Origin of the sequence: Frondihabitans peucedani, assembly GCF_039537585.1 — a bacterium.
In the GTDB taxonomy this organism is placed as follows: Bacteria; Actinomycetota; Actinomycetes; order Actinomycetales; family Microbacteriaceae; genus Frondihabitans; species Frondihabitans peucedani.
In genome coordinates this window covers 1,104,044-1,130,126 of the sequence record NZ_BAABAU010000001.1, presented here as the reverse complement: position 1 = coordinate 1,130,126, position 26,083 = coordinate 1,104,044, and the positions used below count along the sequence as shown (strand labels likewise).

Sequence of the window (26,083 nt, the reverse complement as noted above, 5' to 3'; positions counted from 1 at the left end):
GGCGGTGCGCGGATCGTGCCCGCCGCGGCGCTGCAGCCGGAGCACAGGGCCGCACTCAGTAGGGTGTGGGGCATGACGACAGCGCGCGAGAGTCTCGACCGGTTCTACAGCATCATCCCGGCCGGCGGCATCGGCTCGAGGCTGTGGCCGCTCAGCCGCGCCGACGCCCCCAAGTTCCTGCACGACCTCACCGGCAGCGGCTCCACCCTGCTCCGCGGGACCTGGGACCGCCTGGCGCCGATCAACGGCGAGCAGCGCATCATGGTCGTCACCGGGCGCTCGCACCGCGCCGCCGTCGAGGAGCAGCTCCCGGCGCTCGCCGACCACAACGTCGTGCTCGAGAGCGAGCCGAAGGACTCCACCGCCGCGATCGGCCTCGCCGCCGCGATCCTCGTCAAGCGCGAGCCCGACGTCATCATCGGCTCGTTCGCCGCCGACCACGTGATCGCCGACCAGCGCGGCTTCGTCCGCGCCGTCCACGAGGCGATCGCGGCCGCCGACGCCGGCTACATCGCCACCATCGGAATCACGCCCACCGAGCCCGCCATCGGCTTCGGCTACATCCACTGCGGCAAGGACCTCGAGATCGAGAGCGCGCCGCACGCCAAGGCCGTCACCTCGTTCGTCGAGAAGCCCGAGCTCGAGACGGCCGAGGAGTACCTCCGCGACGGCAACTACCTCTGGAACGGCGGCATGTTCATCTCGCGCGCCGACGTCCTCCTGAAGCAGCTCGGCGAGACGCGCCCGGAGCTGCTCGCGGGCCTCCTCGAACTCGCCGACGCCTGGGACACCTCCGCGCGAGGCGCCGTCGTCGACCGGATCTGGCCGAACCTCGAGAAGATCGCCATCGACTACACCGTCGCCGAGCCCGCCGCCGCCGAGGGGCGCCTCGCCGTCATCCCAGGTGACTTCGACTGGGACGACGTGGGCGACTTCGCCTCGATCGCCAAGCTGCACTCCAAGGGACGCGCCTCCGACCTGGCGATCCTCGGCGAGAACGCGCGCGTGCTGGCCGACTCCTCGAGCGGCATCGTCGTCAGCCAGGGCGACCGGCTGATCTCGCTGATCGGCGTCAACGACATCGTCGTGGTCGACACTCCGGACGCCCTCCTGGTCACGACGAGCGCCAACGCGCAGCGCGTCAAGAGCGTCGTCGACGCGCTCAAGCTCTCGGGCCGGAACGACGTCCTCTGAGGCGGGCCGACGCGATCCTGCGCCCGCGCCCTCCGTCGGCCTAGCAGATCGCGCGTAACGGCGCTGTTTCTGGATCGTCGCGGTCTGGTAACGCTTCTGCCACCGGCGAGCAGGAGTGTCAAGAAGCGGTCGTCACGTTGGGTAACCTCCATGTCATAGTGCCCAGCACCCGATGCTGGGTCGATTCTTACGAAACTCTGTCTTGGAGGACACTTTGACTATCTCTCCGCGGAAGGCCGTCTTCTCCGGCCTCGCCATCGTGGGCGCGACCGCGATGCTCGCAGGCTGCGGCACGGCCCCCTCGGCGACCAGCACGAAGTCGGCAGCGAAGTCGAGCTACGTGCCGTGCATGGTCTCCGACGCCGGCGGGTTCGACGACAAGTCGTTCAACCAGCTGGGCCTCGACGGCCTGAAGGAGGGTGCCTCCGCTGTCGGAGCCACCTCCAAGCAGGTCGAGTCGGCCGACCAGACGGTCTACGCCTCGAACATCACCAGCCTCGTCAACCAGAAGTGCAACCTGATCATCACGGTCGGCTTCCTCCTGGCCGACGCGACCAAGGCGGCCGCCAAGGCCAACCCCTCGGTCGACTTCGCCACCATCGACGACGCGTCCACCGTCGCCGACAACGTGCGCCCGATCACCTTCAACACCTCGGAGGCCGCGTTCCTCGGCGGCTACGCGGCGGCCAGCTACTCGAAGTCGGGTGTCGTCGGCACCTTCGGCGGCGCGCAGATCCCGACCGTCACCATCTTCATGGACGGCTTCGCCGACGGCGTCGCCTACTACAACGAACAGAAGAAGAAGGACGTCAAGCTCGTCGGCTGGAACGTCAAGACGCAGAAGGGCGTCTTCACGGGCGGCTTCGACGCCGGCACCGCCGCCAAGCAGTCCGCTCAGACGCTGCTCGACCAGGACGCCGACGTCATCATGCCCGTCGGCGGCCCGATCTACCAGAGCGCCGCTCAGGCGGTCAAGGCGAAGAACGCCTCGACCGGCGACGGCATCACCCTCGTGGGCGTCGACTCCGACACCTACGAGACCGACCCGTCGAACAAGTCGCTGTTCCTGACCAGCGTCGAGAAGGGCATCGCGCCCGCCACCAAGGCCGTCGTCGAGGACTCCGCCAAGGGCAAGTTCACCAAGACGCCCTACGTCGGCACGCTGAAGAACGACGGCGTCGGCCTGGCGCCGTTCCACGACTACGACAGCAAGATCGACTCGGGCCTGAAGGACGAGCTCGACAAGATCAAGGCCGGCATCATCGACGGCTCGATCACCGTCGACTCTCCCGCCTCGCTCACCAAATAGCACACCCACAGAAGGGCCCGGAGCGACTAATGTCGCTCCGGGCCCTCCGCCCTTTTCCGTACCCGAAAGGGAGTCAGACCCCGATGAAGCTCGAACTCCAGGGCATCACCAAGCGCTTCGGCGCCCTCACGGCGAACGACCACATCAGCCTCACCGTCGAGCCGGGCGAGATCCACGCGCTGCTCGGAGAGAACGGCGCCGGCAAGTCCACCCTCATGAACGTCCTGTACGGCCTCTACCAGGCCGACGAGGGCGACATCCTGCTCGACGACGTCGTCCAGCACTTCCAGGGACCGGGCGACGCCATGGCCGCCGGCATCGGGATGGTGCATCAGCACTTCATGCTGGTGCCCGTGTTCACCGTCGCCGAGAACGTCATGCTCGGCAATGAGGAGACCTCGTTCGGCGGCCGCCTCGACCTGCCCGGAGCCCGCGCGAAGGTGCGCGAGATCTCGCAGCGGTTCGGCTTCGACGTCGACCCCGACGCGATCGTCGAGGAGCTCCCGGTCGGCGTGCAGCAGCGCGTCGAGATCATCAAGGCGCTCTCCCGCGACGCCAAGGTGCTCGTGTTCGACGAGCCCACCGCGGTCCTCACGCCCCAGGAGACCGACGAGCTGATGGCGATCATGCGTCAGCTCCGCGACGCCGGCACGGCCATCGTCTTCATCACCCACAAGCTCCGCGAGGTCCGCGAGGTCGCCTCCAGGATCACCGTCATCCGCCTCGGCAAGGTCGTCGGCGAGGCGTCGCCCACCGCGTCGAACTCGGAGCTCGCGTCGCTCATGGTCGGCCGCTCGGTCGAGCTGACCGTGCAGAAGGAGCCGGCCCGAGCCGGCGAGGCTGCCCTCGTCGTCGAGGGGCTCCGTGTCATCGACCCGATCGGGCAGGTCGTCGTCGACGAAGTCTCGTTCGAGGTGCGCCGCGGCGAGATCCTCGCCATCGCCGGCGTCCAGGGCAACGGCCAGACGGAGCTCACCGAGGCGCTCCTCGGCCTCCAGCCGCGTGTCGAGGGCTCGATCACGCTCGACGGCAAGCGCATCGCCGGCCTCAGCGTCCGGAAGGTGCTCGACTCCGGCGTCGGCTTCGTCCCGGAGGACCGCACCGAGGACGGCCTCGTCGGCGAGTTCACCATCGCCGAGAACCTCATGCTCGACCGCTCCTACCACGGCCCGTTCGTGTCGCGGGGCTGGTTGAAGCTCGTCGACCTCGCCGCCTTCGCGCGCGACAAGGTCGCGGAGTTCGACGTCCGCAGCCAGGGCATCGCCACGCCGGTCGGCCGCCTCTCAGGCGGGAACCAGCAGAAGGTCGTCCTCGCCCGCGAGCTCTCTCGCGACCTCCGCCTCTTCGTGGCAGCGCAGCCCACCCGCGGCATCGACGTCGGCTCCATCGAGTTCGTCCACAAGCGCATCGTCGCGACGCGCGACGAGGGCGTCCCGGTCATCGTCGTCTCGACCGAGCTCGACGAGGTCACCGCACTCGCCGACCGGATCGCCGTCATGTACCGCGGCTCGATCATCGGCATCGTCCCCGCCGACACCCCGCGCGACGTCCTCGGCCTCATGATGGCCGGCGAGGTCCCGCCCGAATACCAGCAGTCGCACGAACAGGAGCTCTCCGTATGAGCGAGACCTCGGCCACGCCCGTCGGCGAGACGGGCAACACCCAGGCGCTCGCCGCCGAGAAGGAGCCAGCGGGGCAGACCCCCGGAGCGCCGCAGGACTCACGGAACGACCGGGCCTCCGGGATCCTGCGCGACATCGTCACCGGCAACGCCATGATCTCGGTGCTCGCCGTCGTGCTCGCGCTCGTGCTGAGCGGCATCCTGATCGCCGTCACCGACCCGACCGTGCAGAAGACCGCCGGCTACTTCTTCGCCCGCCCGAGCGACATGCTGAGCGCGGTGTGGAACTCGGTCTCGCTCGCCTACGTGTCGCTGTTCCAGGGCGCGATCATCAACTTCCAGGCCGTCGGGTTCCTCGCCGGCATCGCCCCGCTGGCGAACACCATCAACTTCGCCATGCCGCTGATCGTCGCCGGCCTCGGCGTCGCGCTCGCCTTCCGCGCGGGAATGTTCAACATCGGCGGCCAGGGGCAGATCCTGATCGGGGCGGCCTTCGCCGGCTGGGTGGGCTTCTCGTTCCACCTGCCGATCGGCATCCACCTGCCTCTCGCGATCCTCGCCGGCATCGCGGGCGGCGCCTTCTGGGGAGCCCTCGTCGGGTTCCTGAAGGCCCGGACCGGCGCCCACGAGGTGATCGTCACGATCATGCTGAACTACGTCGCGTTCTACCTGATCTCGTTCATGCTCCGGACCCAGGGCCTCCTTCAGGCGAAGGGCTCCACCAACCCGCAGTCGCCGGCGACCCTCGACTCGGCGACCCTGCCGAAGCTCTTCGGCGTGCACTTCCCGGTGAGCGTCGGGTTCCTCGTCGTCATCGCCGCGACGTTCTTCGTCGCCTGGCTCCTCAACCGCTCGACCCTCGGCTTCCGCTTCCGCGCGGTCGGCGAGAACCCGCACGCCGCCCGCACGGCCGGCATCAACGTGAAGAACATCTACGTCTACGCGATGCTCATCTCGGGAGCCCTGATCGGCATCGCCGGAGCGACGCAGGTGCTCGGCACCCTGACGACCGGCTTCTCGTCGGGGATCGACGCGGGCATCGGCTTCGACGCGATCACCGTCGCGCTCCTCGGCCGCTCGCGCCCCTGGGGCGTGTTCGGCGCCGGCCTCCTCTTCGGAGCGCTGAAGGCCGGCGGCTACGCGATGCAGGCGGCCAACGGCGTGCCGATCGACATCGTGCTCGTCGTCCAGTCGCTGATCGTGCTGTTCGTGGCCGCGCCGCCGCTCGTGCGGACCATCTTCAGGATCCCGGCCCCCGGGCCCGCCCAGCGACGCGTCCGTCGCGCCTCCTCAAAGACCGCGGTGGTGACCAAGTGAGCACGATGACACCCGACGTGGCCGTCCCGGCCGCCCCCACGCCCGGCCTCGAGATCACGAGGAGCCGGTCGTTCAAGGCGCCCATCGCGCTCGGGGCGTTCACGGTCCTCGCGATCCTGCTGTTCCTCGTCGCGGGCCGTCACGGCCACTCGACGTTCCGGCTGTCGACCTCGACCGACTTCTTCACCCTGCCGAACGCGGTGGTGCCGACGTACGGCACCGGCGTCGTCGTCACGGTCGTCCTGGCGCTGATCGCGCTGTTTTCGGCTTTCCGCTCGACCCGCTACCAGAAGACGCCGATCTGGCTGATCGCGCTGTTCGGCGTGCTGTTCCTGGTCGGGTTCCTCGCCTGGGCCGGCGCCGGGAACTCGATCCTGGTGCCCGGCCTCCTGATCGGCTCGCTCAGCCTCTCCACGCCGCTCATCTTCGGTGCGCTCGGCGGGGTCATCTCCGAGCGCGTCGGCGTCGTGAACGTCGCGATCGAGGGGCAGCTGCTCGGCGGCGCGTTCGTGTCGGCCGTCGTCGCCAGCATCACCGGCTCGCTCTGGATCGGCCTCGTCAGCGCGATGGTCGCCGGAGCCCTGGTGTCGATGGTGCTCGCGGTCTTCAGCATCCGGTACCTCGTCGACCAGGTCATCGTCGGCGTCGTCCTGAACGTGCTCGTCACCGGCCTCACGAGCTTCCTGTACTCGGAGGTGCTGACGAGCCAGCCGGACCTCAACAAGGGGCTGCTCTTCCCGCCGTTCGACATCCCGGTCCTGTCGCGGATCCCGCTCGTCGGCCCGCTGCTCTTCCAGCAGAACGTCGTCGTCTACCTCATGTACATCGCGATCGCCGCCGTGTTCTTCGGCCTCTTCAAGACGCGCTGGGGACTCCGCCTCCGCGCCGTGGGCGAGCACCCGCAGGCCGCCGACACCGTGGGCATCAAGGTCAACGCGACCCGCTTCTGGAACGTCTCGCTCGCGGGCGCCATCGCCGGCCTCGGCGGAGCGTTCTTCACCCTCGGCGACCTCGGTGAGTTCCAGAAGACCATGACCGCCGGCGCCGGGTACATCGCCCTCGCCGCCGTCATCTTCGGCCGCTGGGACCCGATCCGGGCCACCCTCGCCGCCCTCCTGTTCGGCTTCGCCAGCAACCTGCAGAACGTGTTGAGCGTCGTCGGGTCGCCGGTGCCGAGCGAGTTCATGCTGATGCTGCCCTACGTCGTGACGGTGCTCGCCGTCGCCGGGCTCGTCGGCCAGTCGCGAGGCCCCGCCGCCTCGGGAAAGCCGTACATCAAGTCATGACCGACGCACCTGCCGACAGCATCGACTGGGACGCCCTCCGGAAGGCGGCCGTGGCCGCCATGGAGAAGGCCTACGTGCCGTACTCGGAGTTCCCCGTGGGAGCCGCAGCTCTGACGGACGACGGCCGGATCGTCTCCGGCTGCAACATCGAGAACGCCTCGTACGGCATCACCCTCTGTGCCGAGTGCTCGCTCGTGACCGACCTCGTCATGGGCGGGGGAGGGCACCTCGTCGCGTTCGCCTGTGTCGACGGCAACGGCTCCGTGCTCATGCCGTGCGGCCGCTGCCGCCAGCTGCTGTACGAGCACTCGGCCGAGGGCATGGTGCTCGACACCGTGTCCGGCTTCAAGACCATCGACGAGGTGATCCCGGACGCGTTCGGGCCCCGTCAGCTCGACGCCTACCGCGCGTCGCAGACCTCCTAGGAGAACCATCGTGAGCACCGCCCCAGTCGCGCCTTCCGCGACTGCCACGCCTGGTGTCGAGCCCTTCGACACCGTCGACCTCATCCGCGTCAAGCGCTCGTCGGGAGCCCTCTCGACCGAGCAGATCGACTGGCTCATCGACGCCTACACGCGCGGCTACGTCGAAGACGCCCAGATGGCGGCCTTCGCGATGGCGGTCTTCCTGAACGGGATGGAGCGCCGCGAGATCCGCGACATGACGCTCGCCATGATCGCCTCCGGCTCCACCATGGACTTCTCCGCCCTCCCGAAGGCGACCGTCGACAAGCACTCGACCGGGGGAGTGGGCGACAAGATCACGCTGCCGCTGGCCCCGCTCGTGGCGTCCTTCGGCGTCGCGGTCCCGCAGCTCTCCGGGCGCGGACTCGGCCACACCGGTGGCACCCTCGACAAGCTCGAGTCGATCCCGGGGTGGCAGGCCTCGATCTCGAACGAGCGCATGTTCGAGATCCTGGCGGACGTCGGCGCTGTCATCTGCGCCGCAGGATCAGGCCTCGCGCCCGCCGACGGCAAGCTCTACGCGCTCCGCGACATCACCGGCACCGTCGAGGCCATCCCGCTCATCGCGTCGTCGATCATGTCGAAGAAGATCGCGGAGGGCACCTCCGCCCTGGTGCTGGACGTCAAGTTCGGGTCGGGGGCCTTCATCCAGGACATCGCGCAGTCGAGGCTCCTGGCGCAGACGATGGTCGACCTCGGCAAAGACGCCGGCGTGACCACGTCCGCCCTGCTGACCGACATGAACACCCCGCTCGGCCTCACCATCGGCAACGCCCTCGAGGTGCGCGAGTCGCTCGAGACCCTCGCGGGCGGCGGCCCGGCCGACATCCGCGAGCTCACCGTCGCGCTCGCCCGCGAGATGCTCACCCTCGCCGGGCTCCCCGACGCCGACGTCGAGGGCGCGCTCGACGGCGGCGCGGCCATGGACACCTGGCGGCGCATGATCGAGGCGCAGGGCGGCGATCCTGCGGCCCCTCTCCCCGTGGCACGAGAGACCCACGTCGTCACGGCGTCGTCGACCGGGTTCGTGACGCGCCAGGAGGCGCTGCCGTTCGGCATCGGCGCGTGGCGCCTCGGTGCCGGGCGCGCGCGGAAGCAGGATCCGGTGGTCGCCACCGCGGGCATCGAACTGCACGCGAAGCCCGGCGACCGCGTCGTCGAAGGCCAGCCGCTGTTCACACTCCACGCCGACGACGCGTCGCGCTTCGCGAGGGCTCTCGAGGCCGTTGAGGGCGCCTGGACGATCGGGTCGGAGGCTCCCGCGGTGTCCCCGCGCGTCGTGGAGCGGATCTCCTGAGAACGCACCGACTGCGCCGGGGCGTCGCTCAGAATCGGGTCTCGTCCGACTAGTAGGTTTGAGCCCATGAGCGCACCGGACCAGGAATACCGCCTGCCCAACGGAGGGCCGAGCATCGCGGCACTCCCGAAGGTCAGCCTGCACGACCACCTCGACGGCGGGCTCCGCCCGTCGACGATCATCGAACTCGCTGAGGAGGCGGGCGTCACCCTCCCCGTGACCGACGCGCAGGGCCTCGAGGAGTGGTTCGTGTCGCAGGCGAACTCCGGTTCGCTGGTCGAGTACCTCAAGACCTTCGACGTCACCATCGCCGTGATGCAGACGGCCCCGGCGCTGCGCCGTGTCGCTCACGAGTTCGTCCTCGACCTCGCGGCCGACGGCGTCATCCACGGCGAGGTCCGCTGGGCTCCCGAGCAGCACCTCCAGCAGGGTCTGACCCTCGACGAGACCGTCGAGGCCGTGCAGGGCGGCATCGACGACGCGATCGCCGACCTCGCCGAGCGCGGCCACGAGATCACCGTCGGTCAGCTCGTCACCGCCATGCGCCACGCCGACCGGTCACTCGAGATCGCCGAGCTGGCCCTCCGCCACCGCGAGAACGGCGTCATCGGCTTCGACATCGCGGGCGCCGAGCTCGGCTTCCCCGCCTCGAACCACAAGCCGGCCTTCGACCTGCTGGCCCGCGAGTTCTTCCCGGTCACAGTCCACGCGGGTGAGGCCGACGGGCTCGACAGCATCAAGAGCGCCCTCTTCGACGGCCGCACCCTCCGCCTCGGCCACGGCGTGCGCCTCGCCGAGGACGTCGCCGTCATCGACCGCGACGGCGACCACACCACGGTCGGCCTCGGGCCCATCGCCGCCTGGGTGCGCGACCGCGAGATCGCCCTCGAGCTCTCGCCGTCGTCGAACCTCCAGACCGGCGCCATCGCGCAGTGGGGCACCGAGCTCTACGACCACCCGTTCGACCTGCTGTACCAGCTCGGCTTCCAGGTGACCGTCAACACCGACAACCGCCTCATGAGCGCCACGAGCCTGAGCCGTGAGCTCGCCCTCCTCGCGCAGGCGTTCGACTACGACCTCAGCGACCTCGAGACGTTCCAGCTGAACGCCGCCGCCGCGTCGTTCCTGCCGCTCGAAGACCGCGAAGACCTGGCCGACCGCATCATCGCGGGGTTCGAGAAGGCCTGACCGTGACCCTTCCCCCGCTGCCCGACGACGCCATCGTCATCGGCGCCGTCGCACCCGACTGGAGGGCGGCGGTCGGCGTGGCAGCGGGGGCGCTCGTCGCATCGGGCGCGGCTCGGCCGGGCTACGCCGACGCCATGATCCGGATGATCGAGGAGCACGGCCCCTACGTCGTCATCGCCCCGGGCCTAGCCCTGGCGCACGCCCGCCCCGACGACCAGGTGCTCGCCACCGGCCTCGCCGTCGTCACCCTCGCCGAGCCGGTCGCCTTCGGGCACCCGCACAACGACCCCGTGCGGGTCGTGCTCGGCCTCGCCGTCGACTCCGTCGGCGGGCACCTCGAGTCGATCGCCGACCTCGCCAACGTCTTCAACGACGCCGGCGTCATCGCCCGCCTCGCCGCCGCGTCGACACCCGACGAGGTCCGCGCCCTGATGGGAGCAACCGCATGAAGATCGTCACCATCTGCGGAGCCGGGATCGGCTCCAGCGGCATCCTCAAGGTCAACGCCGAGCGGGCCCTGGCGAAGCTCGACATCGAGGCCGACGTGGTCGCCGCCGACATCGGCAGCGTCCGGGCCGTCGCCGAAGATGCCCAGGTCATCCTGACCTCCGCCGAGTTCGTCGACGCGATCGGGTCGACCTTCGCCGACGTCATCGTGATCGTGAACCACTTCGACCAGGCGGAGCTCGCCGAGAAGCTGGAGCGGGCGCTCGGGTAGTGCTGTGCTGCGGGTGCTGCTCTGCGCTGCGGCTGCGTCGAGATCGCACTTCGACGGGTTCGGGGCGCAGGATCGCGTGTCCAACTGCGATCTCGGCGTGCTTGGACCCGGGCCGGGCGACGGCCGCGTGAGATCGCACTAGTCGTCGCCCCGTGAGGCCTCGACCCGACGCCTACTGCGACCTCGCGGGCACGCTAGCGCAGCAGCTCGCGCACGCCCGCATCGAGCTCGGCGACGACCGCGTCGGCGGCCCGACGTCGTGCCGCAGGGTCGCCCGAGGTGCTCCAGGCGTCGATGTACACCTTGAGCTTGGGCTCGGTGCCGCTCGGCCGGACGATGACGCGCGAGCCGTCGTGCGCGTCGTCGCCGACGAGCCAGAAGCGCAGGATGTCGCCGGCCGGGAACTGCTCGAACCCCTCGGCGAAGTCGTCGAGCCGGTCGACAGCATGCCCGCCGATCGAGGCGGGCGGCTCGGCGCGGAGCGCGGACGTGATGCGGGGGATCTCGGCCAGGTCGGCCACACGCAGCGACACCTGCGACGAGGCGAAGGCGCCGAAGCGCTCGTCGAACGCGCGGAGGTGCTGCTCCAGCGAGGAGCCGGACGACCCGAGTTCCGAAGCGAGCGCCAGGATGTCGACCGCGGCCGAGATGCCGTCTTTGTCACGGACCTTCGCGGGATCGACCAGGTAGCCGAGCGCCTCCTCGTAGCCGAAGGCGAGGCCGTCGACGCGCGAGACCCACTTGAAGCCGGTCAGCGTGTCGGCGTAGGGGAGGTCGAACGCGGCCGCGACGGCCCGGAGAGCGGGCGACGAGACGATGCTCGCTGCGAGGGTGCCGGAGCCGCCCTCGGCGGAGATGCGCTCGGCGGCGCGCCAGCCGAGGATCGCGCCGATCTCGTTCCCGGAGAGCCGACGCCACGGCTCGGCGTCGTCGTCTTCGTCGTCGCCCAAGGGGATCGCGACCGCGAGCCGGTCGGCGTCGGGGTCGTTGGCGATGATGAGGTCGGCCTCGACGCGCGTGGCCGTGGCGAACGAGAGGTCGAGGGCGCCCGGCTCCTCGGGGTTCGGGAATGCGACAGTCGGGAACGCAGGATCGGGAGCGACCTGCTCGGCCACGGGGATCGGCTCCGTGAACCCGGCCGTGGCGAAGACGCGGCGCGCCACCTCCCAGCCGACGCCGTGCATCGCCGTGTACACGACCCGTGGCTGCGTCGAGCCGCTGGCGGCGGCGCCTGCGACGGCGGCGGTGAGTCGGACGTAGTCCTCGACGAGGTCGTCACCGGCGATCGCGTAGTCGTCGGAGCGGGGCAGGTCGAGGACGCTGCCCTCGGCGGCCGTGTCGATGAAGGAGGCGATCTCGCCGTCGACGGGGCTCACGATCTGGGAGCCGTGGTCGTCGTCGCCGAGGTAGACCTTGTAGCCGTTGTCGCGCGGCGGGTTGTGGCTGGCCGTGACCATCACACCGGCGCTGACATCGAGGTGCCGGACGGCGAAGGCGAGGACGGGCGTGGGAAGCGCCCGAGGCAGCAGGGTCGCCGAGACGCCGGCCGCCGCCATGATCTCGGCGGTGTCGCGGGCGAAGACGTCGCTGTTCTTGCGGCCGTCGTAGCCGATCACGATGGACGGCGCGCGGCCGGCATCGGAGGTCGAGCCGTCGGCTGCGGGAGCCGACGACCGCGACAGCAGGAACGACGCGAAGCCCGCGGCGGCCTGAGCCACGAGGACGCGGTTCATGCGGGTCGATCCTGCGCCGAGTTCGCCCCGGAGACCGGCCGTGCCGAACTGCAGACGACCGTCGAACCGGGCCTCGATGTCGGCGGCAGCAGCCTCAGCGGCGTCACCGTCGGCAACAGCAGTCTCGAGCAGTCGGAGGAGCTCGGAGCGCGTCTCGGGGTCGGGATCCTGCGCGGCCCAGGCCTCGGCCCGAGCCCGCGTCCCGTCGGACAGGCTCACAGCGCCGCCACCACCCGGGCCAGGAGGTCGCTGATCACCGGCTCGGCGTCGCGCCCGGCCTGGAGGACCTCGGCGTGGCTCAGAGGAGTCTTCTGGATGCCCGCGGCGAGGTTGGTGATGAGGGAGAAGCCGAGGATCTCCATGCCGGCCTGTCGGGCAGCGATGGCCTCGAGGCTGGTGGACATGCCGACGATGTGGCCGCCGATCGCCTTGGCCATCTGCACCTCGGCCGGGGTCTCGTAGTGCGGGCCGCGGAACTGCGTGTACACGCCCTCGTCGAGGGTCGGGTCGATGGTGCGCGCGAGGTCGCGGAGGCGCTTCGAGTAGAGGTCGGTGAGGTCGATGAAGGTCGCGCCCTCGAGCGGGGAGTCGGCCGTGAGGTTGATGTGGTCGCTGATCAGGACGGGGGAGCCGGGCGTCCAGGTCTCGCGGATGCCGCCGGCGCCGTTGGTGAGGATCATGATCTTCGCACCGGTGGCCGCGGCCGTGCGGACGCTGTGGACGACGCGGCGGACGCCGTGGCCCTCGTAGTAGTGCGTGCGCGCGCCGATGACGAGGGCGTGGCGCCCGTCGGCCAGGGCGATGCTGCGGAGCGAGCCGGAGTGGCCGACCACCGCGGAGGCGCTGAAGCCGGTGATTTCGGTGGCGGGGATCTCGGCGACGGTCTCGCCGATCAGCTCGGCGGCCTTGGCCCAGCCGCTGCCGAGGGTGAGGGCGACGTCGTGGTGGGCGACACCGGTGGCGCGCGCGATCTCGTCGGCGGCGGTGGCGGCGATCTCGAAGGGGTCGGCCGACGGGTCGTCGAGGGGATTCGTGGTGGTCGAAGACATGCGATCCACTCTAGAGGCGGCGGGAGACCTCGGCAGCGACTGTCCACAGGCCGCCCGGTCTGCACAGGCCGCGACTCCCGACCGGGCCGCGACTCCCGACCAGCCCGCGACTCCCAGGCCGCGACTCCCGACCGGGCCGCGACTCCCGACCAGCCCGCGACTCCCAGGCCGCGACTCCCGACCGGGCCGCGATAATGAGCAGATGAGCTACGAGTTCGAGCGCAAGCACCGCATCGCCATCATCGGCGGCGGCCCCGGCGGCTACGAGGCCGCCCTGAGCGGTGCGCAGCTCGGAGCCGAGGTCACCCTCGTCGAGGGCGTCGGCATCGGCGGTGCGGCGGTCATCACCGACGTCGTCCCGTCGAAGGCTCTGATCGCCGTCGCCGAGGCGAGCAACGCGCTCGGCGACGCCGCCGACCTCGGGGTCCAGTTCTTCACCCGCGGCGACAGCGGTCGGCCCGTGCGGCCCCAGGTCGCGGTGAATCTCCAGGCTGTCAACGAGCGGCTCGTGCGTCTGGCGCGCCAGCAGTCGGAGGACATGCGCGCCCAGCTGATCCGCGCCGGAGTCCGACTCGTCTCGGGGATCGGCCGCCTCGCGGACCCGTCGACCGTCGTCGTCTCCACCGTGGGGTCGACCGAGGACGGCCGAGCCGTCGCCGGCACCGACTTCGACGAGATCGAGGCCGACACCGTCGTGATCAGCACCGGTGCGCGCCCGCGCGAGCTCGAGACCGCCAGGCCCGACGGCGAGCGGATCCTGACCTGGACGCAGCTCTACACGCTCCGGTCGGTCCCCGAGCACCTGATCGTCGTGGGTTCCGGGGTGACCGGAGCCGAGTTCGCCAGCGCCTACCGTGCCCTCGGGTCGGAGGTCACGCTCGTCTCGAGCCGCGACCGCGTGCTCCCCGGCGAGGACGCCGACGCGGCGGGCGTGATCGAGGACGTCTTCACCCGCAACGGCATGAGGGTCCTGTCGAAGGCCCGCGCGCAGTCGGTCGAGCGCGAGGGCGACGTGGTCGTCGCCACCCTGACCGACGGGCGCAGGATCGAGGGCACGCACTGCCTGCTGGCCGTCGGCTCCGTCCCGAACACGGCCGGGATCGGCCTCGCGGAGGCCGGTGTCCAGCTCACCGAGACGGGCCACATCCGCGTCAACCGCGTCGCCCGGACCTCCATCCCGTCCGTCTACGCGGCCGGAGACTGCAGCGACTTCCTCCCGCTCGCCTCCGTCGCGTCGATGCAGGGCCGCACCGCCGTCTTCCACGCGATGGGCGACGCGGTGACGCCGATCGAGATCCGCAACGTCACCTCGAACATCTTCACGCAGCCCGAGATCGCGACCGTCGGCTGGACCCAGGCCCAGATCGAGGACGGCACAGCCCAGGGCGAGATCTACAAGCTGCCGCTCGCCTCCAACCCGCGGGCGAAGATGATGGGCATCCGCGACGGCTTCGTGAAGATCTTCGCGCGGACCGGCTCCGGCACCGTCATCGGCGGCGTCATCGTCGCTCCGAACGCGTCGGAGCTGGTGTTCCCGCTGGCGCTCGCGGTCGAGCACCGGCTGACCGTCGACCAGGTGGCCCGGGCGTTCACCGTCTACCCGTCGCTCTCGGGCAGCATCGCGGATGCGGCCCGGGCGATGCACATCGTCAACTAGGGCACGGCGCCAGCGCGCGCAGGATCCGCGGCTCGGCTCGGGCCGGGATCCTGCGCCCTCGGCGGCGCGGCTGGTCGGCTAGCCGACCTTCGTCCAGGTGCCGCAGCCGCTCGTCTCGAAGGAGAAGTCGGACGACTCGATGGTCGCGTAGGCATAGCCCGAGCCTGATTCGAAGTCGTTGTCGATGATGTCGCTCGTAGAGCCCCCGGAAAGACGCGCCCAGTAGCAGGAGTCGCCGTAGTGAGCGCGGTATTCGCCCGGCACGATCTGCTGGTTGACCTTGAACGTCCCCGATGACGGGATCGTGGTCTTCGCTGGTCCTGCGAGGCCGATCCGATACCAGGTGCCGCAGTCTCGCAGCTCGACGTACTTGTCCGACTTCTCGACGGTCATGATCCGCTGACCGTCGCCGAAGTCGTTGTCGACGTAGCTCGAGGTGCTGGACGAACTGAGACGCGCCCAGTAGCACGAGCTGCCTCCGGTCGAGTAGAACGTCCCCACGGGGATGTCGCTTCCGACCTTGAAGACGCCGTTTCCCCTGAAGGACGGCGTCGCGGCTCCGACCTTGCCAGTCGCGTTCGACGCGGCTGAACCATTTGCATAGCCGGTCTTCGTGACGGTCACTCGAGCCGTGATCGACTTTCCGACGTCCGAACCGGAGAGCTTGAGCGTCTGAGAAGCGGCCTTGGCGATCTGCGCGCCCGAGCGGTACCACGTGTAATGCGGCGTCAGCCCGGAGACGTTCCACGATCCGTTGGTCACCGTGAGTGTGCTGCCGTTCCGCGCAGTTCCGGAGAGGTGCGGGGCCTTCGTGGCTCGGGGTGCGGCCGCCTTGGCGATGGTCCCGGGGTCCTGCGTGGACCTGCTCGCCGTGATGTAGCCGGCGCGGGCTCCCGTGATCGTGACGCTGATGCTCTTGCCGGCGTCAGCCCCGGAGAGGGTGTACCTGGCCGACTTCGCGCCGGGGACGGCCGAGCCGTTCCGGTACCACTGGTAGCTCTTGGCGGACGGGGCGGGGCTCCACGTCGGGAAGGAGGCGGAGAAGGTCTTCCCCACCTGACGGGTGCCCGTGATGACAGCAGCGTGGGTGGTGAAGACACCTCTCACCCGGCTGGCCGCGGAGACGATGACGCTGTTCTTGTCGTAGTACGCCCGCGTCGCCGAGACGCGGACGGAGACGGTGGCGCCGACGTCGGACGAGGTCAGCCGATAGGTCGCGCTCGTCGCCTTGCTGATCGACACGCCGTCGCGGAGCCACTGGTACGACATCGCCGTCGGCGAGGGGGCGTAGGTGCCGGCATGCACGGTCAGCGTCGAGCCGACAACGGTTGTTCCGGTGACTCGGGGAGCGGTCGTCGTGCGCATGCTGCCCGTCACAGGAGCGGTGGCGGAGGAGCGGACGGTCTTCGGAAGGTAGTCGGGACCGTCGGCGGTGACGTTCACCGAGAGCCGGTAACCGGCGTCGGCAGCGGTCAGCTGGTAGGTGTCGTCGGTCTCGGTGAGCACCTGCGACCCGCCGCGGAGCCAGACGTAGGAGAACGATGCTCCCGGCGACGGCAGACCGGGAAGGGCCTTCAGAGTCTGGCCGACGCGCGGCGTGCCGCTGATGGTGGGAGTCGGAGGGGCGACGTCCTCGACGACAGTGCCGGTCGGCGAGGACTCCGTGGCGCTCGAGGCCGCGTACCCGGATCGGGTGGCGACGGCTCGGGCGCGCAGCGTGGTCCCGCGGTCGCTCGAAGTGGGCGTGTACGTGGATCGCACGGCGCCGCTGATGACGGCGCCGTCGCTCGACCACGCCCAGGTGAGGGACGATCCGGGCGTGGTGGACGCCGTGGCCTGGAGCGGCGACCCGACTCGGGGGTCTCCGCTGACCTCCACCGAGGTCGGAGGAGCGAGGAAGCCGGGGGCGACCGGGCTGCCGAGAGTCGAGGTGCTCGAGAACGGGAGGTGTCCCGGAGCGGTCGCCTCGACCACCACCGACAGGGTGGTGCCGACGTCGGCCGCGACAGGGGTGTACTGCGGCTCCGTCGCTCCGGCGACGGCGACACCGTCCCGCTTCCACTGGTAGGCGACGGCCGCCGAGGACGGAGTGAACGTCGGCGCGCTCGTGACGATCGGAACGCCGACCTGAGCGGAGGACGGGAGCGTGAGGGCCGATCCTGCGACGACCGGCTCGGCGCCGACCACGACCGGGTCGCTCGAGGCGACATAGTCGGTGTAGCCCGGCGCGGATGCCGTGACCTCGCCCGCGAGGGAGTGTCCGACCATCGTCGAGTCGAGGGCGAGCTCGTCGTCCGAGGACGCTGCGCCGAGGGGCGCGCCGTCCAACGACCAGGAGTACGTGAGGGTGTCCGGTGTCGGGGTCAGATCGGGGGCGACCAGCGTGACGGACGACCCCGCCGTGGCAGAGCCGACGATCCTGGGGGAGGCGTCGGCGGAGAAGGTCGACGTCGGATCCTGCGCCGGATCGGCCTGGGCAGCGCCGGCGCCGAGGAGAGATGCGGCGACGAGCGCGGCGATCACGGTGGTGGCGGAGAGGGCTCTGGCTGTGCGGCGGGAGCGTGGAGGCGCGACAGTGCGTCGGGGCATGCGGTGTCCATTCGGGTGGAGGTGTGATCTCGGCGGTTCGGGCCGCCGTAACGGACGCGCGAGAAGACCGCGTCCAGAGGCTGACGATACCTCAATTCGAGAGCGCCATCGGGCTCTGTCGCCACGGGGTCCTCCGCGTCGCTTTTCTGGGGCACCTCTGCAGAGCTCCTACGGAGAACTCCTCCCCAGCGCAGGATCACGGCCGCACTCTCCACAGGCTGCCGATCATGCCGACGCGGGGTCGCCGCCTTCCGCCAGCATCGGCGCATGGGACCGATTCAGAAGGCGCTGTGGGCCGGCGGAGGATTCGCGACGTCCCGGCAGCTGCGCGCTGCCGGAGCGACCTTCGCCGTGCTCCGCGAGCTCGTCGAGACAGGACGCCTCGTCCGCGCGAGGCAGGGCGTGTACGCGCTGCCGGCAGCACCAGAGGCCGGGGTCGCGGCGCTCCGGCTCGGCGGGCGACTCGCAGGAATCAGCGCAGCCGAGACGTTCGGGCTCTGGGGCGGCTGGGACGAGCCGCTGACCGTGTGCCTGCGCGCGAACTCGTCATCGGCGAGAGCGCGCCGCGGAGAGCGCCCGGAGCCGCCTGGCGATCCTGCCGGCCCGCCGATCTCCCTGCACTGGTCGGACGATCCGCACGATACCGACTGGTGCTGGCGGGTGTCGCTTGACCGGTGCCTGGCGCAGACGCTCCGCTGGTGCCGCGAGGAGACGGCGGTGGCGGTGCTCGACACGGCCCTGACCCTGGGTGTGGTCGATCGCGCGAGCCTCCTGGCGCGGGTCGAGCACTCGCCCCGCCTGATGTCGGTCGTGATGCTGGCGAGAGCAGGATCCGGGTCGGGGCCCGAGTCGATCCTCCGTCAGCGGCTGGCTCCGATGGGGCTCGTGCTCGCGCAGCAGGTTCCCATCGACGGGGTCGGGCTCGTCGACTTCAGGATCGTGGGGACCCCGGTGCTCGTCGAGGTCGACGGGTACCGGTTCCACTCGAGTCCGGAGCGGTTCGCGGACGACCGGCGGCGCGACGCCGAGGCGAGAGCCCGGGGGTTCGTGCCGATGCGGTTCACCGCGCTGCAGGTGCGCGACCGATGGCCGTGGGTCGAGTCGATGGTGCTGCGAGCGGTCGCGGTGTCGGCGCACGCACCCGTGGTGGTGCCGTGACCGGGGCTCGCCGTTGCGTCACGCTGGCGGCTGCCCACGGGATGAGGAGACTCGGGGAGGAGGTCCTCCGTGTGTGGCGTCGGGCAGCCCGGATTTCTCCGTTTGTGACGGAGGGAGCTCAGGCTCCTCCTTTGGTGCGGGGGGTTCCTCTTTTTCTACGTCGGAGCGACCGAGCACAGCAGAAGAAGAGGAGGAGCGCGTCAGTCGCCGATGGAGAGGAGCACGTGCCCGGACGACACGGTCGTGCCGACCGTCGCGTCGATGCCCGTGACCGTGCCGTCGCGATGCGCGGCGACGGGCTGCTCCATCTTCATGGCCTCGAGCACGAGCACGAGGTCGCCCTTGACGACCTTCTGTCCCTCCTCGACGGCGAGCTTGACGACGGTGGCCTGCATCGGCGCGGTGACGGCGTTGCCCGTGGCACCGGCGGCTGCCGTGGTGCGGCTGCCGGCGGACCGTCGACGCTGCGGCGCGACGGGCGCAGCCGCTCGCGAGCCGAGGGTCGCCGGGAGGGTCACCTCGATGCGCTTGCCGTCGACCTCGACGACGACCGTGCTGCGCTCGGGCGCGACGCGGGGCGCCTCGGCCTCGCCGCTCCAGGGCTCGATCGTGTTCTCGAACTCCGTCTCGATCCAGCGCGTGTAGATGGAGAAGGGGGCGCCGTCGGCGGGAGCGAACGCAGGATCGTCGACGATCGCGCGGTGGAAGGGCAGCACGGTCGGCAGACCCGCGACCTCGAACTCCTCGAGGGCGCGACGGGCGCGCTCGAGGGCGTCCTCGCGCGACGACCCGGTGACGATGAGCTTCGCGAGCAGCGAGTCGAACGCACCGGAGATCTCGTCGCCGGCCTGGACTCCGCTGTCGACGCGGACGCCGGGGCCGCCCGGGGCCTTGAAGACGTGGACGGGGCCGGGGGCCGGGAAGAAGTTGCGGCCGGCGTCCTCGCCGTTGATGCGGAACTCGAACGAGTGCCCCTGCGCGACCGGGTCGCCGTAGTCGAGGACGCCGCCCTCGGCGAGGCGGAACTGCTCGCGGACGAGGTCGATGCCGGTGACCTCTTCCGAGACGGGGTGCTCGACCTGCAGGCGCGTGTTGACCTCGAGGAACGACACGGTGCCGTCCTGGCCGATCAGGAACTCGCAGGTGCCGGCGCCGACGTAGCCGACCTCGCGCAGGATCGCCTTCGACGCCGTGTAGAGAGCGGCCTCCTGCTGCTCGGTGAGGTAGGGCGCGGGCGCCTCCTCGACGAGCTTCTGGTGGCGGCGCTGGAGCGAGCAGTCGCGCGTCGACACGACGACGACGTTGCCGTGCTGGTCGGCGAGGCACTGGGTCTCGACGTGCCGGGGCTTGTCGAGGTACTTCTCGACGAAGCACTCGCCGCGACCGAAGGCGGCGATCGCCTCGCGGGTGGCGGAGTCGAAGAGCTCCGGCACCTCCTCGCGGGTGCGGGCGACCTTCAGGCCGCGGCCGCCGCCGCCGAAGGCCGCCTTGATGGCGACCGGGAGGCCGTGCTGGTCGACGAACTCGAGGACCTCGTCTGCGCCCGAGACGGGGTTGAGGGTGCCGGGCGCGAGAGGCGCCCCGACGCGCTCGGCGATGTGCCGCGCCGAGACCTTGTCGCCGAGCTGCTCGATCGCCTCGGGGGAGGGGCCGATCCAGATGAGCCCGGCACCGATGACGGCTCGGGCGAAGTCGGCGTTCTCGGCGAGGAAGCCGTAGCCCGGATGCACGGCGTCGGCACCGGAGCGCCGGGCCACCGAGAGGATCTTGTCGATCACCAGGTAGGTGTCGGCACTGGTCGTGCCGTCGAGCGAGTACGCCTCGTCGGCGAGGCGGGCGTGGAGGGCGTCTCTGTCCTGGTCGGCATAGACCGCCACGGAGGCGATGGAGCTGTCTCGCGCGGCACGGATGACCCGGACGGCGATCTCTCCACGGTTGGCGACGAGCACCTTGGTAATACGCGGCATGAGACCCAAGCCTACGGGTCGGCGACAGGTGCCCTTTGGCTGCCCCGCACAAAAACACGATTCCCGCCTAGGAGGTCCGAGACAAGAAGCGACCCGGCGGGGCTAGACGCCGAGAGAGGAGCCGCGGTTCCAGAGCTCGTGCCACTCGACGTCGAAGCAAGTCCGGAGCAGGGCTCGGAGGACGGGGATCGAGAGCCCTACGACGGCGCTCGGCGTGCCTCGGATGTCGGTGATGAACGCGCCCGCGAGGCCGTCGATCGTGAAGGCCCCGGCGACCTCGAGAGGCTCGCCCGAGGCGACGTAGTGCTCGATCTCGGACTCGCTGAGGTCGTCGGCGAATGTCAGGTCGGCGTGCGCCGTGGCCGAGTGGCCCGCGTGGGGGCGGCCGCCCCGGTGGTCGATCAGGTGGTGGCCCGAGTAGAGCGTCCCCCGACCGGCTCGGGCCATCTGCCGCCATCGCTCGACCGCGACAGCCGGCTCGTGGGGCTTGCCGAGCACCTGGCCCTCGATCTCGAAGGCCGAGTCGCCGCCCAGGACGAACCCGTCGATCGGCTGACCGTGGACGCTCTGGCCGACGACCGCCTCGGCCTTGGCGCGGGCCAGGAGCGCCACCGTCTCCGGTGCGGTGAGGGGTCGGCCGAGGGTCGCCTCCTCCTGCGCCACCGCCTCGTCCTCGTCGACGCCCGGCGAGATCAGGATCGGCTCGATGCCCGCAGCGCGGAGCAGCGAGAGGCGGGCCGGGCTGGTGCTGGCGAGATAGAGGCGAACGGTCATGGCCTCAAGACTGGCAGACGCCCTCCTCCCATGCGGGAGACTGGAGACATGGGTGACATGCAGGGCCAGGACGTCGAACTCGACGTCACCACCATCGCGCACGGCGGGATCTCGGTGGCGCGACTCGACGGCAGGGTCGTCTTCGTGACCGACGCGATCCCCGGCGAGCGGGTCGTCGCGAGGATCACCGACGACCGCAAGAAGTCGTTCTGGCGGGCCGACACGGTCTCGGTCGTCGAGGCCTCCGAGCACCGCAGACCGCACGTCTGGGACGCCGCGTCGATCGACCGCGATCCTGCGCAGCGTGCCGGCGGAGCCGAGTTCGGCCACATCGCCCTGCCCCACCAGCGGGAGCTCAAGCGGCAGGTGCTCGTCGACGCCCTCACGCGCATGGGCCACCTGGATGCCTCGGTCACCGACGGCGTCTCGGTCGAGGCGCTCGCCGGCGACGACGACCTCTCGGGGACCCGCTGGCGGACCAGGATCCGGCTCCACGTCGACGAGTCGGGGCGTCCGGGGCCGTTCGCCGCCAGATCGCACACCGTCGTCCCGGTCGACGACCTGCCCCTCGCGACCGAGGCGGTGGAGGAGGCGGCACCCCTCGAGCAGCTCTTCCCGGGCGAGGAGCAGATCGACATCCTGGCCCCGGCCGAGGGCGGAGCCCGGCTCATCATCGGCTCGCAGGCGAAGACCACCGTGCGGGAGCGCGTCGGCGACCGCGAGTTCCAGCTGGACGACGGCGGGTTCTGGCAGGTGCACCGGCTTGCGGCGACGACGCTGACGGAGGCCGTGCAGGATCTCGTGGATCCTGCGCGATTCGATCCGCGCGCCATGAATCTCGACCTCTACGGCGGCGTCGGCCTGCTGGCTGCGGCCGTCGGCGACCGCTTCGGCCAGGCGACCCGCATCACGAGCGTCGAGAGCGACCCCCGCGCCACCGACCACGCCGCCGAGAACCTCCAGGAGTGGATCGGGGCGACCGCGGTCACCGGCCGGGTCGAGCGCTGGATCTCGCAGCTCGCGAGCACCGCCAGCGCGGGGGAGCGGGAGCGCCTCAACCGGGCGACGGTCGTCCTCGACCCACCCCGCTCGGGGGCTGGCAAGGACGTGGTGATGCGGATAGCGTCCATCGAGCCTGCTCAGATCATCTACGTCGCCTGCGATCCGGTTGCTCTGGCACGCGACGTCGCGCTCTTCGCGGAGCGTGGGTACCGGGTCGAAGCCCTTCGGGCCTTCGACCTGTTCCCCAACACGCACCATCTCGAGACAGTGGTGCGCCTGAGTCGTTAGGCGTCTCGCAGGCAAGTAGGATTTGGCCTGTGACGCCCGGGAATCAGGGACCCGACGCGCCCATCGAACGAAGGATGATCGTGCCAGAATCCACGACCGACGCAAGCTTCGCACCCGAGCCGACGGGCGCCGGCTCACCAGGCGCCGCCCCCGCCGCCGGCGCCTCGGCGGCCACCGCCGCTCCGGCCCCGCGCTCCGTCCGGGTCGCCATCGTCGACGACCACGAGTCCGTCCGCCTCGGAGTGCAGGCCGCCTGCCAGAACGAGGGCTTCGACGTCATCCTGACCGCCGCCGGCGTGCAGGAGTTCGTCGACAACCTCGCCGGCCGCGAGGTCGACGTCGTCGTCCTCGACCTGTCGCTCGGCGACGGCTCCACGGTCACCGAGAACGTCAAGCGCGTCCAGGCGACCGGCTCGGCCGTCCTGGTCCACAGCATCGCCGACCGCGTCGCCTCCGTCCGCGAGGCGCTCGCCGCCGGGGCCGCGGGCGTCATCCCGAAGTCGTCGGCCACGAAGACCGTCATGGCGGCCGTCGCGACGGTCGCCCGCGGCGACGTGCTCAACAACCTCGAGTGGGCGAGCGCGATCGATGCCGACCGCGACTTCGCGAAGGCGCAGCTGGGTCGGCGGGAGCGCGAGATCCTGCACCTCTACGCCTCGGGTCTGCCGCTCAAGCTCGCCGCCCAGCAGCTCGGCATCGGCTACTCGACCGCCCGCGAGTACCTCGACCGCATCCGCGTGAAGTACGTCGAGGTCGGCCGCCCGGCCCCGACGAAGGTCGACCTGCTCCGCCGCGCCGTCGAAGACGGGATCCTGCCAGGACTCGATGCGGACGGCGGCGATGGCCGCTGACGGAGCCTCGTCCGTTCCGTCCCTTCGGCCGAGGCAGGCACGCAACCCGATCAGCGGTCCGCTGCTCGACAAGATCTTCGCGCGCGCTCTAGCCATCATGAGCCTGGTCTTCGGGCTCCAGGCGGTCCCGTTCGCCGTCGGCCAGCAGTCCAGCATGCAGGTCGCCTGGGGCTGGATCATCTCCATCGCGATCTTCGGCGGCTTCGTCGCCGTCGGCGTCGCCAGCTCGATCATGCGCGGCGTCGAGACGGCCGCCGCGTTCGTCGCGATCTCGTTCCTGGTCGCGCTCATCACGTGGCCGCTCGCCGTTCAAGACCCCACGTACGTGCAGCCGCAGGTGCCGTGGCTCTGGTACCTCGTCACGGTGGCGACGTCGGCCGCCGCCGTCGCGTTCTCGCTCTGGGTCGCCACGGGCTACCTGCTGCTGGCCCCGGTCATCTACGGCCTGATCCGCCTGACGCCCTCGGGCGGCGGGGTCGAGCCGCTGCGCGCCGCGCTCGACGGGTCGTACTCGATCATCCTGGGCGGAGCCGTCCTCATCCTGATCACTCTGCTCCGGCAGGCGTCCGTGACCGTCGACACCGCGCAGAACATGGCCGTCGCCAGGTACTCGAGCGCGATCCGGGAGCACGCCACCGAGCTGGAGCGCGTGCAGGTCGACGCGATCGTCCACGACAGCGTGCTGACGACGTTCATCTCGGCGTCGCGCGCCTTCAGCCCCGACGAGCGGGCGCTGGCCACGACCATGGCTCGGAACGCCATGTCGCACCTGACCACCGCGGCGAGCGTCACGCCCTTCGACGAGTCGTCCACCAGTCTGACCTCGATGCGCGAGCGGATCCAGGTGCTCGTCTCCAACCTCGGCGCGAACGTCGAGGTGCGCGCCAAGGGCCTCGACGACCACGTCATCCCCGCCGCCGCAGCCGAGGCGCTGTACTCGGCCGCCGTGCAGGCGATCGTCAACAGCGTCCAGCACGCGGGCGGCGAGGAGGTGTCGCGCTGGGTGAGCGTCAACTGGGCCCGCGAGATGGTGACCGTCGAGGTCGGCGACACCGGATCCGGCTTCAACCCCGCGGCCGTCCCCGGCGAGCGGCTCGGCGTCCGGGTCTCGATCACCGAGCGGCTCGCGAACGCGGGCGGCGAGGCGTCGATCCACACCAAGACCGGCTCCGGGACCGTCATCAGCCTCACCTGGCCCCGCGCCGTCCCCCGAGCGCAGATCGTCCCGACCGATGTCGCGGAGGAGGAAGAATGAACGTCAAGCTGCCCCGCTGGCTCCCGATCGGGCTCGCCGCACTGTTCTCGCTGTACCACCTGCTCCTCGCGGCCGTCTCGCTCGACGTCCCCGAGCATCCTGCGCCCATCGTCGTGGCCATGGCGCTCTACGGGATCGCGACGGCGGTCGTGCTCTACCCGACGAGGTCGAAGAGCCTCACGCTGCCCGTCTGGATGGCGAGCATCGCCCTCGGCGTCGCCGTCATCCTGCCGCTCATCGTGGCCTCGCAGCTCGACCCTCACGCCAAGGGCGGCAACGGGTACGCCACCTGGTACGTCGCCGCCGTCGGCACGCTGATGGTCATCGTCTCGACGAGGCGCCGCCACGGGTTCGCCTGGGTCGGCGTCGGCTTCCTCGTCGTGCACTCGATCATCTGGAGCGGCGACTTCGCCGAGCTGGCCAGCCTCGGCGTCGTCGGCAGCGTCAGCTGGGTCGCCATCTCGCACGCCCTCCAGGCGACCCTCGCCCGCGCCAGCCGCGACACCCGCGAGTTCATCCGCGCCGAGCAAGAGGCCGCCGACTGGCAGGCCGCACAGGAGGCGCACGTCAACGAGCGGCAGTTCCGGCTGCTGCAGACCGGCCGCACCGCGCGCCCGATGCTGCAGCGCATCGTCGCGACAGGAGGCGACCTCTCGCCGGCCGAGCGTCAGGAGTGCCTCAACCTCGAGGGCGCGATCCGCGACGAGATCCGCGGCCGACGCCTTCTCAGCGACGACGTCCGGCGCGAGGTCATGGCCGCGCGGCGCCGAGGCACCATCGTGAGCCTGCTCGACGAGGGCGGCATCGACGACCTCGAAGACGCAGAGCTCGACCGCGTGCACCGCGAGCTCGCCGACGCGATCCGCGACTCCGCAGCCGACCGCCTCATCATCCGCACCGTCGCCACCGGAGGCGAGTACGCGGTCACGGTCGTCGGGCTCAGCTCGGAAGACCTCGAGTCGAGCGCCCTCGGGTCGAGCACGGCCGGCGACGACGGCTTCGACGACGACGAGGACGACGACGACGGAGAAGACGAGGTCAGCCTCTGGCTGCAGATCCCGCGGTCGCGGACGGTCGTCTTCCAGGAGCCCGTCGACGCCTGACCTGCCGGCGTGCGGGAGGGGCATTCCGCTGCAGAATGTCCCCCGTTCGAGTGTCGTGACGGATATCAGAGGCGGCAGGATCCCCACAACGGGGGCCATCGCGAAGGTCTCCGGTAGCAAAACTGCCCCCCGATGTCCCCCTAAATGACGACTTTTGCACAGGCGGCGTCCGCAGCAGTATTACTAGTGCTAGGTGTCTCTCTCAGAGTTACACCACCGAACGAAGGCCAACTAGGGTAAGCGGGTCTTTCTCTCGTTCGGGG

At 70.5% G+C, this 26,083-nt stretch carries 21 protein-coding genes; 16 read left to right on the top strand and 5 right to left on the bottom strand.

From position 1 onward, the window contains the following. The first annotated feature begins 72 nt into the window (after positions 1–72). The 10 genes from ABD733_RS05195 to ABD733_RS05150 all read left to right on the top strand — a co-directional run bounded on the left by ABD733_RS05195 (position 73) and on the right by ABD733_RS05150 (position 10,394). Entirely contained in the window at positions 73–1,194 is a 1,122-nt protein-coding gene (locus tag ABD733_RS05195) for a mannose-1-phosphate guanylyltransferase (RefSeq protein ID WP_344793957.1), read from the top strand. Between the two features lie 214 nt (positions 1,195–1,408). Beyond that, a complete protein-coding gene (locus ABD733_RS05190) occupies positions 1,409–2,503 on the top strand; it encodes a BMP family lipoprotein (protein WP_344793956.1) in 1,095 nt (364 codons plus the stop codon). Between the two features lie 83 nt (positions 2,504–2,586). Further along, positions 2,587–4,125, top strand: a complete 1,539-nt coding sequence (locus tag ABD733_RS05185) for an ABC transporter ATP-binding protein (protein WP_344793955.1) — start codon at positions 2,587–2,589, stop codon at positions 4,123–4,125. Further along, positions 4,122–5,441, top strand: coding sequence for an ABC transporter permease (locus tag ABD733_RS05180; protein ID WP_344793954.1), 1,320 nt, complete (start codon positions 4,122–4,124; stop codon positions 5,439–5,441). Before ABD733_RS05185 ends, ABD733_RS05180 begins: the two co-directional genes overlap by 4 nt. Continuing rightward, complete coding sequence (locus ABD733_RS05175) at positions 5,438–6,727, top strand: ABC transporter permease (RefSeq protein ID WP_425552860.1); 1,290 nt, start codon at positions 5,438–5,440, stop codon at positions 6,725–6,727. The genes ABD733_RS05180 and ABD733_RS05175 overlap by 4 nt, the downstream gene beginning before the upstream one ends. After that, positions 6,724–7,152, top strand: coding sequence for a cytidine deaminase (locus ABD733_RS05170; protein ID WP_344793953.1), 429 nt, complete (start codon positions 6,724–6,726; stop codon positions 7,150–7,152). Before ABD733_RS05175 ends, ABD733_RS05170 begins: the two co-directional genes overlap by 4 nt. Positions 7,153–7,162: 10 nt before the next feature. Beyond that, positions 7,163–8,488 carry a thymidine phosphorylase gene (locus ABD733_RS05165; RefSeq protein WP_344793952.1) on the top strand — a complete coding sequence of 442 codons (1,326 nt, stop codon included), beginning with the start codon at positions 7,163–7,165 and terminating at the stop codon, positions 8,486–8,488. 66 nt (positions 8,489–8,554) lie between these two features. Next, the gene (locus tag ABD733_RS05160) at positions 8,555–9,676 is read left to right on the top strand and encodes an adenosine deaminase (RefSeq protein ID WP_344793951.1); all 1,122 of its coding nucleotides are present in this window, start codon (positions 8,555–8,557) and stop codon (positions 9,674–9,676) included. A gap of 2 nt (positions 9,677–9,678) precedes the next feature. Continuing rightward, positions 9,679–10,125, top strand: a complete 447-nt coding sequence (locus tag ABD733_RS05155) for a PTS sugar transporter subunit IIA (RefSeq protein WP_344793950.1) — start codon at positions 9,679–9,681, stop codon at positions 10,123–10,125. Further along, on the top strand, positions 10,122–10,394 hold the full coding sequence (locus tag ABD733_RS05150; protein ID WP_344793949.1) for a PTS sugar transporter subunit IIB: 273 nt from the start codon (positions 10,122–10,124) through the stop codon (positions 10,392–10,394). Before ABD733_RS05155 ends, ABD733_RS05150 begins: the two co-directional genes overlap by 4 nt. 194 nt (positions 10,395–10,588) lie before the next feature. Here the strand turns inward: ABD733_RS05150 and ABD733_RS05145 are convergent, their stop codons facing one another. Then, entirely contained in the window at positions 10,589–12,340 is a 1,752-nt protein-coding gene (locus ABD733_RS05145) for a phospho-sugar mutase (protein WP_344796013.1), read from the bottom strand. 2 nt (positions 12,341–12,342) lie between these two features. Continuing rightward, positions 12,343–13,176 carry a purine-nucleoside phosphorylase gene (locus ABD733_RS05140; protein WP_344793948.1) on the bottom strand — a complete coding sequence of 278 codons (834 nt, stop codon included), beginning with the start codon at positions 13,174–13,176 and terminating at the stop codon, positions 12,343–12,345. Positions 13,177–13,378: 202 nt separating this feature from the next. On the opposite strand from ABD733_RS05140, the gene ABD733_RS05135 reads away from it, so the two are divergent. Then, positions 13,379–14,833: an NAD(P)H-quinone dehydrogenase gene (locus tag ABD733_RS05135; protein WP_344793947.1), complete on the top strand. Its 1,455-nt coding sequence runs from the start codon at positions 13,379–13,381 to the stop codon at positions 14,831–14,833. 78 nt (positions 14,834–14,911) lie between these two features. On the opposite strand, the gene ABD733_RS05130 is transcribed toward ABD733_RS05135, so the two are convergent. Next, a complete protein-coding gene (locus ABD733_RS05130) occupies positions 14,912–17,422 on the bottom strand; it encodes an Rv1352/Rv1906c domain-containing protein (protein ID WP_344793946.1) in 2,511 nt (836 codons plus the stop codon). A 267-nt stretch (positions 17,423–17,689) separates the two neighbouring features. Here ABD733_RS05130 and ABD733_RS05125 point away from each other — a divergent pair, with 267 nt between their 5' ends. Continuing rightward, positions 17,690–18,580 (top strand): type IV toxin-antitoxin system AbiEi family antitoxin domain-containing protein, encoded by an 891-nt coding sequence (locus ABD733_RS05125; protein ID WP_344793945.1) that lies wholly within the window; start codon positions 17,690–17,692, stop codon positions 18,578–18,580. Positions 18,581–18,780: 200 nt separating this feature from the next. On the opposite strand, the gene ABD733_RS05120 is transcribed toward ABD733_RS05125, so the two are convergent. Both ABD733_RS05120 and ABD733_RS05115 read right to left on the bottom strand, forming a co-directional pair. Further along, positions 18,781–20,547 carry an acetyl/propionyl/methylcrotonyl-CoA carboxylase subunit alpha gene (locus ABD733_RS05120; RefSeq protein WP_344793944.1) on the bottom strand — a complete coding sequence of 589 codons (1,767 nt, stop codon included), beginning with the start codon at positions 20,545–20,547 and terminating at the stop codon, positions 18,781–18,783. Between the two features lie 102 nt (positions 20,548–20,649). Beyond that, a complete protein-coding gene (locus ABD733_RS05115) occupies positions 20,650–21,321 on the bottom strand; it encodes a Maf family protein (protein ID WP_344793943.1) in 672 nt (223 codons plus the stop codon). A gap of 48 nt (positions 21,322–21,369) precedes the next feature. Between ABD733_RS05115 and ABD733_RS05110 the strand changes: the two genes are divergently transcribed. From ABD733_RS05110 to ABD733_RS05095, 4 genes are all read left to right on the top strand, one after another. Then, complete coding sequence (locus ABD733_RS05110) at positions 21,370–22,611, top strand: class I SAM-dependent RNA methyltransferase (protein ID WP_344793942.1); 1,242 nt, start codon at positions 21,370–21,372, stop codon at positions 22,609–22,611. A 209-nt stretch (positions 22,612–22,820) separates the two neighbouring features. Further along, a complete protein-coding gene (locus ABD733_RS05105) occupies positions 22,821–23,462 on the top strand; it encodes a response regulator (RefSeq protein ID WP_344796011.1) in 642 nt (213 codons plus the stop codon). Between the two features lie 97 nt (positions 23,463–23,559). After that, positions 23,560–24,717, top strand: coding sequence for a sensor histidine kinase (locus ABD733_RS05100; protein ID WP_344793941.1), 1,158 nt, complete (start codon positions 23,560–23,562; stop codon positions 24,715–24,717). Next, positions 24,714–25,820 carry a hypothetical protein gene (locus ABD733_RS05095; protein WP_344793940.1) on the top strand — a complete coding sequence of 369 codons (1,107 nt, stop codon included), beginning with the start codon at positions 24,714–24,716 and terminating at the stop codon, positions 25,818–25,820. The genes ABD733_RS05100 and ABD733_RS05095 overlap by 4 nt, the downstream gene beginning before the upstream one ends. Positions 25,821–26,083 lie beyond the last annotated feature (263 nt).